Here is a 19,203-nt window from a genome sequence, read left to right on the forward strand (position 1 = left end):
CTCCTAATGAAACGATTACTTCTCAATTACACCCATGATGTCGTCTTCACGCATCACAACCAGTTCTTTACCGTCAATTTTCACTTCGGTACCTGAGTATTTGCCGAACAGGACAATATCACCCACTTTTACTGCTAACGCACGAACATCACCATTGTCTAGTATCTTACCAACACCAACCGCAATGACTTCACCACGCATTGGTTTTTCAGTAGCGCTATCTGGAATAACAATACCACCTGCTGTGGTACGCTCTTCTTCCATACGACGAACAACAACTCGATCGTGTAAAGGACGAATTTTCATGCTTTTATCTCCTGATTAATTAAACTTTAAAGTCAATTTGCAATGTTACTGAAAGCCATATGGGGCCAAGGAACAGAGTTTCAAGGGTTAAAATAAAAAAAATTTTAATTTTTAATTCATTCACTCTACATGATGTTCTGATATAGTTACATATAAATATGTTCAAGCCCCTTATTATAAAGGTTTTCAGAATGAGAAAATGGTTTTTGTTGTTATTTTGTTGCATAACTACATTTGCTCTACACGCAAACCCGCTTCCGGCTGCTGAAGTATTTCATGTGAATATAAGCAAGGTTGATCCCAATACATTTGCGATTAATTTCCAGGTAAAGCCGCATTATTTTCTTTATAGCGATCGCATTAAATTAACAACGAAAAAGAATGGTACATTTCATTTAGGAACCCTGCGTTTCCCTTTCCCAGAGAAAAAAGTAGACAAACTAGGACATGAATTTTCCGTCTATCGCAATCAAGTCACCATTCCCGTTGGAATTTTAGGGAATAAGCCAGGAGAGGCCTTGATTGATTTACATTATCAGGGATGTTCTGATGATGGTTTTTGTTATGCTCCTGAAACCAAGACAATCCAACTATCCATAGATAATGATTTGGCTTTAGCACAAGCGAGCCTGGAGTCTTCCCCAAATATCGAGTCCACAGTCACTGAAGAATCACAAAATGATGGGGTAACTAAAATCTTTTCGAGCCACAATTGGTTCTTAATTCTATTTTCCTTTTATGGCTTTGGTTTACTTTTGTCATTCACTCCATGCATTTTACCTATGGTTCCCGTTTTATCTGGAATTATCGTTGGTCACGGCAAAGAAATTACCACAAGAAAAGCATTTTTTCTCTCGTTAAGCTACGTGCTTAGCATGTCGATTACCTATTCAATCATCGGGGCTGTAGTTGCTTTGCTTGGAGCCAATCTGCAAATTAGTATGCAATCACCCTGGGCTATTGGAGTGTTTAGCCTGATTTTTGTTGTGCTGGCCGTATCCATGTTTGGATTTTATGAGTTCAAGCTACCTCATTCTTGGCAAGCGAAAATACACGGCTCCAGTAACCGAAGAGGTGGTCACTATCTTGGGGCTGCAATCATGGGGTGTTTATCCACTCTGATTCTTTCGCCTTGTGTTACGGCACCTCTTATTGGGGTATTAACCTACATCGCTCAAACAGGAAACGTTCTCCTCGGCTGTCTGACTTTGTTTGTCTTAGGCTTGGGGATGGGCACACCACTTCTACTCATCGGTACTTCTGCTGGCAAATGGTTACCTGAAACAGGAAGCTGGATGAATACCATCAAGTCACTGTTCGGCATTATTTTTATTGCCGTTGCTATTAACCTCATTGCTCGGATAGCTCCCCCACTGCTCAGTATGCTCTTATGGGCAAGCTTACTTATTTTTTCAGGAATTTACAGTGGCGCCCTGACCTATTCTGTAACCCATCGAGAAAAATTCAATCAAGGAGTAGGACTCATTCTACTCGTCTATGGTTTCTTGATTTTAGTCGGCGCCAGTATGGGGGCAACAAATCCCTTACAGCCCTTAACTATACAATCGGCAAGTGCTGCATCAATTAACCCCCAACAGGAACAGGACTTGAGCACAATAAAACAAGCCCTAGCAAACGCCTATGGCAAACCGGTCATGCTTGATTTTTACGCCGATTGGTGCACATCCTGCAAAGTAATGGAGGCAACAACATTTAAAGACCCTCAGGTGCAAGAAGCCTTGGCGCGATTTGTTGTAATTAAAATTGATGTAACCGCAAATAATGCCGAACATAAAGCCCTGCTCAACTACTTCCATGTTGTGGCGCCACCAACTTTTATCTTTCTGGATGCCCAAGGTAAAGAGCTCTATAATCACAAACTGGTTGGCGAAGTTTCTGCAAATGAATTTTTAAAAACCTTAAATCAGATCGAATAACCTTAATGAGTCAAATTAATCCTAATCACTGCAAATGAACAGTTATTCATCTTTCTAAGAATCAAAATTCTCCTTTATAGAATAAAACCATGGTTAAAGCGTATACTTTTTTTAAACCAAAATAATCAGGTACGTACAGCAATTAAAAAATGATTTAAATCACCATAATCCTGTCGACAATAAGACTCATTAAGAGGTATAATTCGTTCACTTTTTTTACAGTTAGAGTTTTATGAATCATAAAGTAGGTTTTGTTAGCCTGGGATGTCCCAAAGCGCTGGTCGATTCAGAACGCATTATTACCCAGCTGCGTGCTCAAGGATATGAATTGGTGTCCAGTTATCAAGATGCAGGTGTGGTAGTCATCAATACCTGCGGGTTTATTGATAGTGCCGTCAAAGAATCATTGGATACAATAAAAGAAGCAATGGCAGAAAATGGACGTGTCATTGTCACAGGTTGCTTAGGTGCTAAAGCAGAGATCATTAAAGAAGCATGCCCAGATGTTCTGCATATTAGCGGCGCACATGCCTATGAAGAAGTAATCAATGCAGTTCACCAGCATTTGCCTCCGCCTGCAGATCCGTTCACACAACTTATTCCTCCTCAAGGAATCAAATTAACTCCACGCCATTATGCCTATTTAAAAATATCTGAGGGATGCAATCAAAAATGTACTTTTTGCATTATCCCTACCATGCGTGGGAAATTACAAAGTTATCCAATGGCACAAGTTTTAACTGAAGCCAAAAAGTTAAAAGATGCAGGTGTAAACGAAATCTTGGTAATTTCTCAGGATACAAGTGCCTATGGAATAGATACACGGTATCAACCAATAACCTGGAACGACAAAACAGTTAACACGCGTTTTTATGATTTGTGCGAACAATTAGGCGAGTTAGGCATTTGGATTCGTCTGCATTATGTTTATCCTTATCCACATGTAGATGAGATTATCCCTTTAATGCGAGATGGGTTGATTCTTCCATATCTGGATATTCCATTACAGCATGCTAATTCGCGAGTACTTAAAGCAATGAAACGCCCAGCAAGCAGCGAAAATACCTTATTACGTATTGCTTCTTGGCGAGAAACTTGCCCTGATATCACACTGCGCTCAACCTTTATTGTTGGTTTTCCCGGGGAAACAGAAGAAGAATTTGAAGAGCTGCTCGACTTCCTTGATGAAGCACAGTTAGATAGGGTGGGTTGTTTCAAATACTCCCCGGTTGAAGGGGCCAAAGCGAATGAATTAAGTGATCCAGTTCCAGAAGAAATTAAAGAAGACCGCTATCATCGCTTCATGCAATTACAAGCAGAAATTAGCCGCAATAAGTTAGAAAATAAAATCGGTAGTACTCAGACCGTATTAATTGATGAGGTTAATCAGGAACAGATTATCGCACGAAGCCAAAGTGATGCCCCGGAAATTGATGGTCTTGTTATTCTACCACCTACCCCAGGCATTAAAGTGGGATCTTTTGCGGAGGTCATGATTACTGATAGTGATGATTACGACCTCTACGCCGAATTCAAATAATAGCATGAAAGCCTGGGGTGAGTTTGATTTAAGCGCTGGCTGCGCGAAAATGATGTTGAGGAAACCTAGCATACATCACAGTATGTGAGGCTTCTGAAGTATTGTTTTCGTGCAAGCCGTGCCGAATGCAGCCGCTCAGTGGGCTAGGACGTGAACATTTCTGGCGCTCTATTTCCCTAGTTTCATCATTACTCCATCAGAACTTACGAAAAATGCCAGGTCGAGGCAAAAAATGTTTTTAATGAGGGAGTTTAGATATACTAATTGACTGAATTAAAAACATTTTTTAACGAAGAGATTGGGGTTTTCGTAAGTTCTGTCCATAATGCTACTGGAAACGATTAAAAATTTCTTTGCACATTGCCAATATCTCATCCTGCATGTTTTTGCTCTTTATGGCGCCTGGACGAAGTAAATTCTGATGCAGTAATTGATGGTGTTTCTTATATGCTTTCTTAAAAAAATTGTACTGCTCTTTACTTAAAACACCTGCTAAAAACAAATGATGAAGTTGACTTAATGTATTGGTATACCGAGCAAAAGAAGGCTCTCCCAAATGAAGCATTAAAAACTGAACTAAAAATTCCAAGTCCAACAAACCACCAGAAATAGAATTTCGCTCTTGATATTGTTCCATTTTGGATCTCATCGACAATACATCTTGCAACAATGTAGGCTTATCTCGCCTCAATAACAATACAGATTTTTTCAATTGCAAAAAGGTGTGTCTGATCTTCGCATTTCCCGTCAGAATACGTGCTTTTAATAACGCTTGATGCTCCCATGTCCATGCCTGATTTTTTTGATATGCAACAAAAGCATCAACATGACTCACCAACAACCCCGCTGCACCAGAAGGCCTCAGACGTGTATCTACTGTATAAAGCACCCCCGACTGGGAACGAGTAGTCAACATGTGCAGAATTTTTTGAGTTAACCGAGTAATCAATGCTTCTTCGGAAGGTTTTGCCGAATGTAAAAATACCAAATCTAAATCAGAGGCATAATTCATTTCGCGACTGCCCAATTTCCCATAGGCTATAATTACAAAATGTGATTTTGCTTGTTCCATTTCCGGATATCGCAAACACAATTGCTCGCTTGCGATCACTAACACCTGATTTACAATCACTTGTGCCACATCCGACAAAAATTGGCCAATACGCACTGCATTGCAGAAACCATAAAGTTCGGCGCGTGCAGCCATTAACCAATTGGTAAGCTTAAATTGACGCAATAGTTCCTCTTGTACTTCAACATCAGGATGATGGGCTAGTTTTTCTACCAATAGCCTTTGTAATTGATGCAACGATTGAGGCCGCCATTCTTGTCCCTGATCCAGCAATACTTCCAACAAAAAGGGTTGGTTCACTAATAAGGAAGTAATAAATGGACTTTGGGCAAACCAAAACAACAATTCTGTTAAAACTTGCGGATTCTCGGTTAACAAAGCAAGATACGCACTACGCCCCACAATATTTTCGAGCAAATGCATTACCTGTAATAAAACTTCATCCGTTTTTTCAACATGAGTAAGTTCAGCAAGCAACATCACCATAAACCGGTCCAGACGCATTCGAGCACCTTGGGTTAAACGTCGACAACGAGGGCTATGACGGAAGGAATGAATCATTTGGTAGCAATGGGTTGCATTGGCAAAACCTAAACTCGTTAACAAATTAATGGCCATAGTGGTTTCAACATGCCCTTGCCAAAGGCTGGCTAATTGATTCGCTAATAATCTTTTCTCATCTTCATAATCTTTAACAGTGCCAAGCACTGAATGGAATGCATAACTGATAATCCGCTGATATTGATGTAATTTATTTAATAAATCGTCCCAGGAAGGATACCCCATAGCTAAAGTAATTTGTTTTTGCTTCACCGGATCTTCAGGTAAGGAGTGAGTCTGCTGATCATTTAAACTCTGGAGTGTGTTTTCGAGTTTACGTAAAAAAAGATATGCTTGTTTTAAAGCATCGGTATGAGGTAGGAGTTTCTCATGCTTTAAAACAGCAAGAGCCGCCAAGGCGTTTTGTTCTTGTAATTGCGGCAAACGACCGCCACGAATTAACTGAAAACTCTGAATAACAAACTCGACTTCCCTAATCCCACCTTGCCCCCGTTTTATATCATCCAATCGTGGATTTAATTGGACTTCTCGCTCAATCATAGCCTTCATACTACGCAAAGATTCAATTACGCTAAAATCCACGTAGCGTCGATATACAAAAGGGACTATTAAACGCTCAAACCATAGCTGGACCTCATCCATCTTCTCAGCAATGACCCGTGTCTTAACCATGGCATATCGTTCCCAATCTCGACCTTGTTCTTGGTAATAAGTTTCCATTGCAGCCAAGCTTGAAACCAGAGGACCACTATCGCCATTAGGTCGTAATCTTAAATCGACTCGAAATACGAATCCATCCGAGGTTACATTTTGTAATGTCTGTACGAGTTGTTGAACTAATCGACTAAAATAATGCTGATTATCGATGCGCTCTTCGCCATCAGTTTCACCAACAACCGTATAAGCAAAAATAAGATCAACATCTGAAGAGTAATTTAACTCCCGGCCTCCCAACTTCCCCATCGCCAGCGTAAATAACTCAACTTCATTCCCAGCTTCATCACGCGGAATACCATAGCGTAAAGACAATTCTTGTTTGCAATAAGCAATTGCATGCAAAATAAGCGCATCAGCACAATCAGACCATGCGCGCATAATTTGTTCCGTATTGGCAATACCAGATAGTTCAAGAAGAAGTAAGCGCAAAAAATGTGTATTACGAAATTGACGCAGCGAACGCAAATAAGTCGCTTGAGGCACATGAAATGACAGGCTCTTCAAATTATGAAAGTATTCCTCACGTGACAGCAAAGAACGACAATCATCCTCCATAAGTAACGCTTTTAATAAATGAATCTGTCTACATGCATAATCACTAATAAGGAGTAATTTGATGGCAATTTCGCGCAAAGGATGATGCATCTCTGAGAGATGCTTTTCAATGAACCATGCTTTTGATTGCAATAACTCAGGAATTTCTATTTGCATAAATTTCTTATTTTTCATTCCCAAAATTAGTACTCTCGTTATAATATAACCTATAAAATTCAATAACAATTCTATAGATTCAAAATGATCCGAATAATCCAGATTGCATTTATTTGTTTCACTTCCTCGCTCTTTGCTCAGGGTGAACCTTTAAATGTAGGGATTGAAAGCTTTGATCCCCCATTCGTCATGCAAGGAACTCATAATGAAGCCTATGGTTTTGATGTTGATATGATGAACAGCCTATGCAAAATCATGAATAGAACGTGTGCCTTCCATGTGATGCGTTTTGCTCAATTAATTGATGCCGTTGCAAATCAAAAACTGGATGTTGCTGTCAGTTCGATAACGATTACTAGCGACCGCGCAAAAATAATCAATTTCAGCTTACCTTATCTACTTAGTTATTCGCGTTTTTTAGAAAGAAAAACTATTGCAAAAGAAAATTTTAGCCTGGATCTGTTAAATACTAAAACGATAGGAATAGAATCTGGAACTGTATTTTTAGACCAACTGACTGAGATGGGAGTAAAAAATCCCAAGATTAAGGAGTATCCTGATATTGATGACCAACTCTCAGCATTGGCTAGAGGAGATGTAGATATTATTCTGATGGATAATGCAACTGCTGTTTATTGGGCATCTAATTCATCTGACTCATTTAAATTAATAGGCCCACCTTATATGTATGGTAATGGCTATGGGATAGCTGTTAATCCTGCTGACCCAGACTTATTAACACAACTCAACCAAGCCCTCGTCCAATTCCAAAATTCTGAGGATTATAAGCTAAATTACAATAAATACCTGTTTGAATTCTAAGCGCGCATGGCGAATTAATGCAATGTTTGTCCTTGAGTAATGCACCGTGTAATGACTTGTCGGGTTACAAAATCACCCTGACTCACGCCATACATTGAATTATAATGTTTTGCTAAGGTAACGACCCATCCGGATAAACGGAAACTCATTTTTTTTTCCGCTTGATCCACAACAATTTCAAAAAGACCTAAAGAGCCACTTTCGCGCTCACTGGCGTATTCTTCCATAATCACCCGGGCGGCTTGTAAATCTTTGTCTCTGGTAGGCCAGTTCTGACTCATATTATTCTCCCTAAAAAGCATGATTAGGTCTCTGAAATTCCGCTTAATCTTGAGATACTTTGCAAAAATCGCAAGAGCAGAAATAGATACATATTGTCTCATATTTTGACCAAATTTTCAAGCCACAGGGAGGCTTGCAATGGTTGCTATAATTAACCAGGAACAATAAAATACTACAGTTTGTTGAACATCGTAGAATGTTTTCTCAAGACAGCATATGATATACGTACCAATCCAAATTTAAAAAATTACATATGAATTATCATATTTTACCCTCGATTTTATCTGCTGATCTCACGTGTCTGGGCGATGAAGTAGAATCCGTAATGAACGCAGGAGCAGATTTTATTCATTTTGATGTCATGGATAATCATTATGTGCCCAATTTAACATTTGGACCGGCATTCTGCGACGCTTTTCTCAAACGGTTTCCGAAACTCCCTATCGATGTTCATCTCATGGTTGAACCTGTTGATGCTCTGATTGAAGCGTTCGCAAAAGCCGGAGCAAAACGAATCAGTATTCACCCTGATGCCACCATACACCTTGACCGGAGTTTAACACTCATCAAAGACTTAGGATGTGAAGCGGGTCTTGTATTAAACCCGGCAACACCCATTGATGTCTTGACATGGTGTGCCCATAAACTCGACTTTATCCTGATAATGACTGTGAATCCCGGTTTTGGAGGTCAAAAGATGATTACTGAAATTATTGATAAAATCCCCCAAATCCGCAAACTCTATCCTCAACTTGATCTATGTGTCGATGGTGGAGTGACTATAGATAATATTGCTACTTTGGCACGCGCGGGTGCGAACCAATTTGTAGCCGGCGCTGCTGTATTCAAGAGCAACAATTATAAAGAAACAATTGATGCCATGCGAAATCAATTAGCATGTATCAAAGAAAATTAATTAAGAAAAATTATGAAAAAAGTAATTTTACTCATATGTGGATTTATTAGTTCTCAGGTTTGCCTTGCCCTCTCAGGGGAAGCCTATATGGAACGTTTTAATACCTATTTATCCTTTACCCAAAATCTCCCTACGGCTACGCCCAGTGTAAGCTTTTTAGATTTTATTAATGGCACAACGCCTTTATCAACAAAATTGCGTGAAAAATGGCTGTATGAATTAGCTAAAAATAAGGACTGGACTCACTTTAGCCAATATTATCAACCCTCTAATGATCTGAATCTCGTTTGCTATGAGCAAATTGCAAACTACAATACAGGCAAAGAACAAGAAGCATTAAAAGCTTCAATTCCATTATGGCTAAGCGGTGATTCAAGGCCACCCTCTTGCAACAGCTTGTTTGCTTTGCTTCTAAACGATAATAACTTTGACCAAAATTTAATTACTCAACGAATTGATTTAGCTTTGGAGCAACGCAATATCCAATTAGCTCGTTATTTATTAAAACAATATAAAACACCTCATACAGCTGAGTTAAATAATTTAAATGCCGTTTATCAAAATCCGGAGTACATCATTAAGCTGCCCCAAGGTGGATTAAATAGCAGCATTTACCTTTATGGCCTCAAGCGTATGGTTTCGATTAATATGGATAAAGCGCTTAAGCTATGGCAACAAAGCAAAACTCAAAAAATGCTTAATCAAGCCCAACAACAGGCCTTTTTAGCTCATGTCGCACTTTATAAAGCCATGCGGAATCATGAAGATGCATTGCAATGGTTCACCAAAGTCAAACCACAATACTACAATGATATATTATTGGATTGGCAAATACGCTTTGCTTTAAAAAGAAAAAACTGGACTCAAGTCACTGAGCTAATTAATGATTCAAAACGTAAAGATGAACCCTGTTGGCAATACTGGCTAGCACGCTCTTTAGAGGAACAAGGAAAAACGGCAGAAGCACGGACCCTCTATGAACCTTTAGCAAAAAACAGACAGTATTATGGTTTTCTTGCCAGCCTCCGCCTTAATAAAAAGCCCAGCTTTACCAATGAAATTCCCACAACAAACCTGGATGTATTGAAACCCTATCAAACATTTATTGAGCAAATCCAAACACTCTATATCTCTAAGCAAACACTTCAAGCATCACGTTTGCTCAATGATTTCATCAGTGAATTACCTAAAGATGAAGCAAGCGCACTGGTCTACTGGATCGATCAAAAACTGCAATGGCATGGTAAATCGGTCTATTTAAGTAATAACGAAACCTTAAATAATCAACTTACGCTAAGATTTCCATTAGCTTATAAAGACAGTATTTCCCTTTATTCTAAAAAATATGCTGTAGCACCAGAATTTATTTATGCCATTATTCGTCAGGAAAGTGGGTTTAGGGATGATGCTACTTCTTCAGTTGGTGCTCGAGGCCTAATGCAAGTTATGCCTTATACAGCGAGAGTTGTCTCAAAAGCAGACAAGATTCCTTATAATGATCAAAAGCAGTTGTTTGTATCCCAAAAGAACATCAATATTGGTGTAGCCTATTTAAAACAGCTTGCAAAGCGATTTGGCAATCACCCAATACTCATTGCCGCGGCATATAATGCAGGGCCCAAACAAGTAGTTTATTGGTTAAAAACTCACCCACCTAAAGAGATTGATGTGTGGATAGAGACGCTCCCTTGGCAAGAAACACGTAATTATTTAAAAAATATTATGGCGTTCTATATTGTTTATCAATATCGCTTAGGCCAAAAACCTAATCTAGGTAATTTCCTGGAACCATTATAATCGAGTCATAGCCCAGGTGGAGTAAATAGGAACCTGGGTTATGAACATTATCAGAAAATCCAAATCACAGCTGCGCCTTCGTGCAGACCATCAATAAAAAATAATTACATACTTGATCTATAATTATACAATTGAGGTGAAAAGCTATTACACCTTATGCTTTAAAGGCGATGTCTCATGATAAAGGTAACCTGCACTGTTAGTCTCTTAGGAATGATGTTTATTCTCATAGGCTGTGCTCCAACAGCCTATGTAGTTGGAACAACAAATCAACCAATTCAGTATACTTATGCCCCGGGGTATAATCCGCCGCAAGTAGCTTATCCAGATGTACCCGTGGATGCGAATACATCTATAGACAGCGCTGAAGTTGTCCAACAGGAACATAAGATTAATGCCATAAATGATTCCATTGCCATAAAAGAAAAGCAGGATGAAGCTGCAAGACGGCAAGCAATCCAGTTGCAATTAAATGCTCTGCCAAAAATTCAGTAAAAGAGTCAGGAAACATTCGAGAATAGAATGAGTGCTCACGTGTTAAACTTTCCTCAAACAAGAAAAAAGTTTCGTCGTTTGAACTCAATTTTGATTTGGAGGAGTAAAGAGCAAACAGCCAAGCTGCTTACTCATTTATCACGGTAGTCCTGGATGTGAACATCCGGCACATGGAATAAGATGTGTCTCTATGATTTCATTGAAGAGTTGAATATCCGTCCCGGAACTTGCGGCTTTACTCACTAATTCTAACATCCGCTCCAATTCTTCGCTTTCGAATCTCGCTATCAAAGGAAGATTACTTAATTTTCCAATAATTTCATTTTGATTCAATATATTATTGGGCTGACAGATTCTTTGCATATTTCCAGCATTTAACATACCTGCCAGTTGCAAATGCTTCATGAAATGATAGGCTCCAACACCTAATTTGCTTACCATTAATAAATCATCTAGATTGTCACGATCAATGAGTGATGCATTAGTTAATAACAAAATATTTTTCGCGAAAATATTAGCATTTTGGGGGTTTTCCTCAACCAACTCAAAATAGGTACACAATGGGTAATGTTCTGCTACAAGTTTTTTAGCCCCTTCATAAATTTTATTGATATATTGTTCTTGTCTTAAAAGAATATTAATTGCATTTGAATAATAGCTATTATTTTCAAGCATTAAATTAAGCAGATCCAGCGCTATACTCATATGATTTGCTGAAATCGAACTATCACGAAGTTTCTCTACTAAACTTGAAGCATTGTAGGCATGTTCTTGAAGATTAATAATCAAGCGTGTAATGTCAAGAGATTGTCCTGGATAAGTCAGCAACAATTCAAAAGTGTCCAAATCAAGCACACCTAGCTGATGTAATTCTCGCGCGCTTTGTGCTACGTTTGAATCAAATCGTGCAGCTTTAAATAAACGATCCAATGAAAGCACATGAGGATCAATATCTAATTCTTTAATCAATCCAAACAAATTGACAGCTCCACCGACACTGTTAATATTTTTGGAAATGATTAATTCAAGATCGTTAGTTATAAAAACTTTGGCTTCTTTCAAAACTTTAAATAAAGAAATTAGTCGGTTACCATAATCAGGATGGTCTGAAATAAGACTAATCATGTGCTGATCGGTTCCCAAATTTAACCTTTTTAGACGGTTAATAAAATCAGGGATGGGTGCTGTGGATTTTGCATCATTAGTTAATACTTGCATTATCATTTGAGTACTATTCTTTTGAGTATTATTACTTCCCACTGGCTCGGGATCTTGGCTATTAGTTATATCAACCATAACTGTCCTTAAATTGCTCTCTAAGGACAAAATATAACACAAAATGATTATATTAAGCAAAAAATTCTATTGCTTAGGGATGTTGCTTGCTGCTAAATTGATGTTTTTCAATCATTTCAATGAATTCTTCCAAATCAGCATCTGCACTTGTTTTTTTAGTAATTAAAGACAACATTTTTTCTAATTCTTCTCTGTCAAATTCTTCAAACAAAGGAAAACTACTAAACAATTTAATCACATCAGGGTGGTTTAGAATAGGACTATTATATCGACAAACTTTGTTATAATTTTCAGCATCTAACATATCTGCATGCTGTAAGTGGGTCAAAAAATGAAACGCCCCTACTCCCAATTTGCTTGCTATTAATACATCTTCTGTTTTCCGATAATCAATTAATGATGCGAGATCTAATAACAAAATAATATTAGCAAGAATATTGGCATTCATTGGATCTTTTTCAATAACTTCGAAATAGCTTGGCGCCAGTTTATCTTTAGCAACAAGTTTTTTTGCACCTTCATAAATTTTATCTATATTTTTTTGTTGTCTTAAAAAAATATCGAAACATTCAAAATAATAGAGGTTCTTACTTAAGAGCAACGTAAAGAGCTCGATTACTGTACTCATCTTTCCTTCGGAAAATTGATGGAGCTTTTCAATTATTTTCTCAGTGGAATAAGCGTGTTTTTGAAAATTAACGATTAAATCAGCAATTAATAAAGATTCCTCAGGATAAGCAAACATAAGATTCAAGCTCGCTGAATCAAGTGAGTTATTAGTTTTAAGTATTTGCATCCCTTGTTTCAGAGTTGTTTCTGATTTTGCGCTCACGAATACACGTTCCAGGGAAATAAATTCGGGATCGATCCCTACTTCGTGCATAAATTCTAATAAATCGACCACAGCACCAGCTTGAGCAACATTACTTGCGATGGCCTTATGAAGCAGATCATTCAATACAACATTATATTTCTTTAATACACTGAATAAGGAAGTGAGGCGATTAATATATTGAGGGTTTTCTTCTAGAGTTTGTATCATTCGCTCATCAGATTCCAGACCTAAACTGACCAGACGAGAATTAATTTTATTCTTTATCCCACTTTGATTGAACTTTAGATATGTCATTTGCCGCCCTCGCCTCACAATCCTGTGTCATCTTATCTTTTTTTCAAAAATAAAAACCAATAAAATTTTATTTTTATCAAAAAAAGAGCCATCTCGCCACAAATATTAACAAAGAAAAGAAATTTAAAATACAATAAATAATAAAAACACAAAATCATCTTTTCTTTACCATCACTGCTCCTTTTAATTATACCCTCATATGATCAATTTATTTTCAACAAAATCACTTAATAGTCACTTAATATTTTTTTTGTATAATCCCACCTATTAGGTAAATTGTGACTCACCTTATCAAATACAACTCACAATGACCTAACTTAAACTTTAATGTTAGAAATGTATTCTTAAGGGGAAAATCATATGGGCGCAGAAAGTAAAATTGTTGAAAAACAAATTGACGATCTTAAAGATTACACCGATACCGTTGCAGCTGTTCACTTACTTAAAGAAGTAGTTTCCGGTGGAGCAGTAGTTACAGTTGGCTCAGCGAAGGATTCGATTGATTTAGAAAACTCAAAGAAAGATCCTAAAATTGGAAATGTCGTGAAAGCGATTTTAGCAAAGGCAGGCAAACCAGGAGAAGAAAAAAGTCAATGGGTAAAAAAAGAAGATAACAAGCCACATCTTGAAGCCGCAATCACTATTGGTGGCGCTGTATATACTGTTGATATGACCTATGATGGAATACAAGAGGATAAACAAGAGTATACTGTGAATATTACCAGTAAACTTAATGCAGAAGTTAGTAGAGGAAAATTATTCTTTGACCCGTCTCAAGCAGCTACCGTTAAATTAATCTATGACAAAGAAGGCGATCTTCGTGCGGTAACCAAGAAAGGGTTATCCGTAGAAACCAAATCTTTTATTCCACATGCTTATCAAACTGAAATATTAGCAAAATATTACAACAGTCTGAAAGAAGGGAAAGAACAACGGCTTGCAGTAATGGGAACTGGTTCAGGTAAAAGTATTGTTATGGCGGGTATTGCTCAAGCTGTTGGACGCACCGTCATGATTGTTCCCGATAAGACATTAGTTGATCAACAATCGCTTGAAACACAAAAAATGCTTGGTGCAGGTGTTGTCAATGGTAATAAGCATACTCCTAGCGTTTTCACTTTGGAAACCATTAAACGAAATGTTGACGTTGCAGATTGGGATCAGTTAACCGAGTTGGATATTGAAGAAATCAAGAAGTATTTCGCCTCAGTGATCGAAAATACTTCTGAAGATCATTTTGATCAAATCGTTTTACAAGCTGAACATCCTTTATTCAAGTATATTGCCGATGAAATAAAAAATTCCATGGTATTAATTGATGAAAGCCATCGTCATACATTTAATGATGAAGACGCTCAAATTTTGAAAGGATTAAAGGATCGCAATTCAATCCTGGCATTAACAGCAACACCAACTTCCAAATTGTATGATCTTTTCCCAGGGGAACCTTTGGATGATTTAAGTCTTGGAGCTGCAATTGAGTTAGGAACAATTCGTCCAATTCAACCAGAAGTAGCTTATTTAGCTGAGAAAGATTTAGTTACACAAGCTGTAGCCCATTACTTTGACGATTATTATCTCGAAGAAGGGATGAATGGTTATACTAATCCTGTTGAATTAAAAGAACAGATCAAGAAAGCACATATAGAGATTGAAGATAGTGTGGCTGAACAACAAGCCATTGAGCAAGCATTGGAATTAAACCGTATCCGTTGTCAACGCAATATGGGTTTTTCTGATGACAAAGCAACGCGTGAGAAATTAGCTGAAATCTATCAAAAAATTGCCCGTGGAGATGGAGCTACCATTGAACAATACCAAGCTCAAGTCGCTGAATTTAGAAGAAACTCTGAAATCAAAGCAAAACTACAGTTGGCTAAGAAATTTAATGGTGCAATTGAGAAAGAAACAATAGAAAAAGACGTCCCTGTGCGTGCAGTGGATTTGAAAAAAGATATCGATACGGAACAGCAAAAAGATATTCAAAGAACAATTAACAGCTATGCTCTTGCACTTGTCTTTAATGAAAAGCCTACCGATCTTGCTGAGAAGGACCGAACTCATAAATTGGAAGAATATTTGAAAGAGTGGGATCAGCATATTTCGAAATATAAGATAAAAAATGACGAGATACATGATCTATTTTTATCAAAGCTTAAAGAGTGTGAAGCAAAAGACAGAGTAAAATTAAATGAAGCGCTGACAAAGCTGGGAGCCCCCATTTCTAAATTGCCTGCTGAACAAAGAAACGCCATAGTCAAATTGATTTTGGATAGAGCAGAAGCAATGGTGGCGAACATCAAAGCGTCACAACCTATATCTGATATTGTGGCCAAGGCAACTCCAGTTAACTTGGAGGCATTAAAAGCAACCGAGAATTACGCCACTGCAATCGATATGAGTACGGATTCATCTATAATTGGTGAGCAACTTGCTCAAATTGAAGTAGGACTTAGGACGCATATTGTAGCCGATCAGGTCATTGCAACAGGAGTAAGTATTAGAGACATCCTGAATGTGCAAATTATAAATACTCATTCACCGGTGATTGAATCAGATATCAATGTGATTAATGGAATCCTTTCAGGACCTCAGGCAACGGGTCGTTGTGTCAGAAATAAAGATGTTTCAGCTCGTGCTCAGCAATACATTGATAACCAATATGAAGGTAAAGGTCTAATTCTCACGGTAGAAGAGATCATTCATCCTAAAGATTCGGCAGCAAAAACAAGAGCAGTTATGGAAAACAGAGAAAAACGGGCTCAAGCAGAAGAACAAGCCGCTATTCGCATACAAAGTGCAGTAAAAGGCTATCAAACCTCTAGACTGTTTCAACAATATAAACCGTTACCCCGTGATATTGAGAAACTGCAGGGCGACTTGAAGTTAGTCCAGGAACGATTAGATGATATAAAGAAGAGCCTGGAAACAGAAGGAACAATAAAAAACAAGCTTGAGGAGTTAGCTAAGGCTGAGAAGGAGTTATCGCTTATCCCAGGAGGAAAAGTGGGTCAAGCTCTTCCGCAGGAATTTGCTAGAAATCCATTTTTCTATCTCCAGTGGGTGAGAGAAACACTCTTGAGAGAGGTACTGGAAATAAAAGCAACCAATAGGGTAGACGTATTAAACGAAATACAAAAAAACCTAGAAGAAGTAGAAAAGGAAATAGAAGAACTAAAAGTTGAGGAAAATAAATTTGAAAAATTGTTCAAGGAAGGAACCTCTGCACTGAAAAAAATGCAAGAAACGAAAGAGCAGTTGGAAGAGAACCTTGGCATCACCCACCAAGAGATGACTCTGTAAATTAAGGATTAAATGTTCTTTTACTTCGTTTAAACCTCCGCCTCGGCGGAGGTTTTTTTATCTTCACAGGACTTACGAAAGAATCCACTATACTCATCCCACAAATATTCAAAATCGCTGTGTAAATGATTAATTCCTTATCATTATTGTCCTCTAGTATTTCTCACAAAGCGTAACAAGACATGATCAGTTCGTACAGCAGATTCCTGCAGCGCCTCCTTTGGGCTCAGAAGACCTGCAAACATCGCTTCTAAAACTTCGTCATTGATACCGCGAATCTGATTTTGTGGTCCAAAACCTTGTAACTGTTTTTCGTGTAACTCACCGGCTAAATCAGTACGTGCCATTAATAAAGCAGGATGGTTACTGCTTTGCAAAATATCAGCATAGCTCCCTTGTAAACCTATTGGAAGATAGCCTGTATGCCCATGCCAGCGCTTTTGTGTTTCAGGCTTTGCGATAAACGCAAAAAATTGAGCTATTCCCTTATATTGCTTCTTTGATTGCCCAGCTACTGCCCATAATGCAGCACCACCAGCCACATTAGCATGTCGTACCTGACTCACTGCGGTATCCAAAGGCATACTGGCTATCCCCAAATGGAAGGGTACTAAAGCGGATAAACTGTTATAAGCCCCAGAAGACTGGCTAAATAATGGACAAATACCACTGGTAAATAAAATGGTGGCATCATCGACTCTACCTGCATATCTAAAATAACGCAGTGAATGCCAACGCTTCAAACGTTCAAAATGGCTGACTAATTGTGGTGTTGCATAAACAGCACGTGCAGGATTCCCTTGAGTTAACGGTAATCCATGAATCGCCAAAAAAGATTCAAAAAGCACCCAACCTGGATAGGCTGTTGTATAAGTACAATCATAACCGGCTTTTTTTAACTTTTTTGCCAGCACTTCCATATCGGCCCAAGTGCGCGGAAAATTAGCCTGCGAATAACCTACTTTGGCAAGAATATCCAGATTGTAATACAAAGTTGCAACAGAGAGATTAAAAGGTAAAGCCATCAATTGCCCATCTTTACTATAAAACTCACGGACGGATGGAATAAAATCCTCTTTGGGCAAGCTCATTCCTTGTTCATACATCAGCTCGTCTACCGGTTTGATTACCCCTTTAGGTGACTCCATTATGGCCGTGCCAACTTCAAAAACCTGTACAATTGCAGGCGGATGATGTGCTCTAAATGCAGCAGCAAAACTCGTTAATGTCTCTACATAATTTCCCTTATAAACGGGTTTAATAAAGTATTCACTTTGACTTTGATTAAAGTCATCTGCAAGTAATCTAACCTCATCCCCCAAATGCCCAGCCATCCCATGCCAAAATATCAACTCAACCCGTTTTGCCTGAACAGAGAAGGTAGAAAAGATAATGAATAAAAAAAGAAATAATTTTTTCATGCTAGTAAGTCAGGATAATCACTAAAAACTGCATCAACACCCCAGCCAAATAATTTATTAGCCAAACGCCGGCGATTCACTGTATAAGCACATAGAATATAACCTGCAGCTTTAATTGCTTTTGCACGCTCTTCTGTTAGCACTCTGCGATTAAAATGAATTGAAAAACATTGCAATTGTTTTGCTTTTTGCAACCATTGCTCATCCCATGTGTGCAGTAGCAACCCCAAGGGCATTTCTGGTGCAATACTTCGACATAACACTAGAGCATCCCAGGAAAAACTGGACACTAAAGGTAAGTCTTTTCCCTGTGGCCAATAACGTTGAATGTGACTCATCACCGCTACAGCAGTTTGTTCTTCTGCACCTGGATACGGTTTGATTTCTACATTTGCCTGTACGCCTGAAAAAGACAACCATTTCAAGACTTCTTTAAAATGAGGAATATGCTCGCCTTTAAATTGCCGTGAAAACCATGAGCCAGCATCCAGAGATTGTAAATAACTGGCTTCAACCAAACCAACATCTCCACGTCCATTGGTCGTTCTCTTTAAACTGTCGTCATGAATGACAAAAGGCTCACCATCGGCACTGCACATTACATCAAATTCTATGAAACGACATCCTAAAGTCAAAGCTTTTTCAAATGAAGCCAAAGTATTCTCTGGAGCATAAGCCGAAGCTCCTCGATGCCCAATAATTTTTTCAACAACCAACAAATTAATTCCCCTTTTTATAAAGATAATATTAAGAATAGATTCCCGCCTTCGCGGGAATGACAACAATCTCTAACGTCTGCTCGGCAATAACAAAATCCCTAACGTTGCCCAGGAATAACAAAATCCCTAATGTCTGCCCGGGAATAACAAAATTCTTAATGTCTCCGAAATAACAAAAA

At 38.2% G+C, this 19,203-nt stretch carries 14 protein-coding genes; 7 read left to right on the top strand and 7 right to left on the bottom strand.

Going from position 1 to position 19,203, the window contains the following annotated elements; all coding sequences use genetic code 11:
- Positions 1-15: 15 nt before the first annotated feature.
- Positions 16-306 carry a co-chaperone GroES gene (gene groES, locus DGG96_RS11545; protein ID WP_110142809.1) on the bottom strand — a complete coding sequence of 97 codons (291 nt, stop codon included), beginning with the start codon at positions 304-306 and terminating at the stop codon, positions 16-18.
- A gap of 191 nt (positions 307-497) precedes the next feature.
- On the opposite strand from groES, the gene dsbD reads away from it, so the two are divergent.
- Entirely contained in the window at positions 498-2,243 is a 1,746-nt protein-coding gene (gene dsbD, locus DGG96_RS11550; RefSeq protein ID WP_110142810.1) for a protein-disulfide reductase DsbD, read from the top strand.
- Between the two features lie 232 nt (positions 2,244-2,475).
- Positions 2,476-3,783 carry a 30S ribosomal protein S12 methylthiotransferase RimO gene (gene rimO, locus DGG96_RS11555; protein WP_110142811.1) on the top strand — a complete coding sequence of 436 codons (1,308 nt, stop codon included), beginning with the start codon at positions 2,476-2,478 and terminating at the stop codon, positions 3,781-3,783.
- 328 nt (positions 3,784-4,111) lie between these two features.
- On the opposite strand, the gene glnE is transcribed toward rimO, so the two are convergent.
- Positions 4,112-6,844: a bifunctional [glutamate--ammonia ligase]-adenylyl-L-tyrosine phosphorylase/[glutamate--ammonia-ligase] adenylyltransferase gene (gene glnE, locus DGG96_RS11560; protein WP_233590587.1), complete on the bottom strand. Its 2,733-nt coding sequence runs from the start codon at positions 6,842-6,844 to the stop codon at positions 4,112-4,114.
- Positions 6,845-6,928: 84 nt separating this feature from the next.
- On the opposite strand from glnE, the gene DGG96_RS11565 reads away from it, so the two are divergent.
- Positions 6,929-7,666, top strand: coding sequence for a transporter substrate-binding domain-containing protein (locus DGG96_RS11565; protein WP_110142813.1), 738 nt, complete (start codon positions 6,929-6,931; stop codon positions 7,664-7,666).
- Between the two features lie 14 nt (positions 7,667-7,680).
- On the opposite strand, the gene DGG96_RS11570 is transcribed toward DGG96_RS11565, so the two are convergent.
- Positions 7,681-7,947 carry a hypothetical protein gene (locus DGG96_RS11570; RefSeq protein WP_110142814.1) on the bottom strand — a complete coding sequence of 89 codons (267 nt, stop codon included), beginning with the start codon at positions 7,945-7,947 and terminating at the stop codon, positions 7,681-7,683.
- Between the two features lie 254 nt (positions 7,948-8,201).
- Between DGG96_RS11570 and rpe the strand changes: the two genes are divergently transcribed.
- The 3 genes from rpe (at position 8,202) to DGG96_RS11585 (ending at position 11,156) form a co-directional block, all read left to right on the top strand.
- Complete coding sequence (rpe, locus tag DGG96_RS11575; protein ID WP_110142815.1) at positions 8,202-8,864, top strand: ribulose-phosphate 3-epimerase; 663 nt, start codon at positions 8,202-8,204, stop codon at positions 8,862-8,864.
- A gap of 12 nt (positions 8,865-8,876) precedes the next feature.
- Positions 8,877-10,661 carry a transglycosylase SLT domain-containing protein gene (locus DGG96_RS11580; protein ID WP_110142816.1) on the top strand — a complete coding sequence of 595 codons (1,785 nt, stop codon included), beginning with the start codon at positions 8,877-8,879 and terminating at the stop codon, positions 10,659-10,661.
- A 177-nt stretch (positions 10,662-10,838) separates the two neighbouring features.
- The gene (locus tag DGG96_RS11585) at positions 10,839-11,156 is read left to right on the top strand and encodes a hypothetical protein (protein WP_110142817.1); all 318 of its coding nucleotides are present in this window, start codon (positions 10,839-10,841) and stop codon (positions 11,154-11,156) included.
- Positions 11,157-11,294: 138 nt separating this feature from the next.
- On the opposite strand, the gene DGG96_RS11590 is transcribed toward DGG96_RS11585, so the two are convergent.
- Both DGG96_RS11590 and DGG96_RS11595 read right to left on the bottom strand, forming a co-directional pair.
- The gene (locus DGG96_RS11590) at positions 11,295-12,452 is read right to left on the bottom strand and encodes a hypothetical protein (protein WP_110142818.1); all 1,158 of its coding nucleotides are present in this window, start codon (positions 12,450-12,452) and stop codon (positions 11,295-11,297) included.
- A 73-nt stretch (positions 12,453-12,525) separates the two neighbouring features.
- Positions 12,526-13,581 (bottom strand): hypothetical protein, encoded by a 1,056-nt coding sequence (locus tag DGG96_RS11595; RefSeq protein WP_110142819.1) that lies wholly within the window; start codon positions 13,579-13,581, stop codon positions 12,526-12,528.
- Positions 13,582-13,941: 360 nt separating this feature from the next.
- On the opposite strand from DGG96_RS11595, the gene DGG96_RS11600 reads away from it, so the two are divergent.
- Positions 13,942-16,884: a DEAD/DEAH box helicase family protein gene (locus tag DGG96_RS11600; RefSeq protein WP_110142820.1), complete on the top strand. Its 2,943-nt coding sequence runs from the start codon at positions 13,942-13,944 to the stop codon at positions 16,882-16,884.
- A 143-nt stretch (positions 16,885-17,027) separates the two neighbouring features.
- Here the strand turns inward: DGG96_RS11600 and DGG96_RS11605 are convergent, their stop codons facing one another.
- On the bottom strand, positions 17,028-18,305 hold the full coding sequence (locus tag DGG96_RS11605; RefSeq protein ID WP_110142821.1) for an extracellular solute-binding protein: 1,278 nt from the start codon (positions 18,303-18,305) through the stop codon (positions 17,028-17,030).
- On the bottom strand, positions 18,302-19,021 hold the full coding sequence (gene ugpQ, locus DGG96_RS11610) for a glycerophosphodiester phosphodiesterase (RefSeq protein WP_110142827.1): 720 nt from the start codon (positions 19,019-19,021) through the stop codon (positions 18,302-18,304). The genes DGG96_RS11605 and ugpQ overlap by 4 nt, the downstream gene beginning before the upstream one ends.
- Positions 19,022-19,203: the final 182 nt, after the last annotated feature.

Source organism: Legionella qingyii (assembly GCF_003184185.1).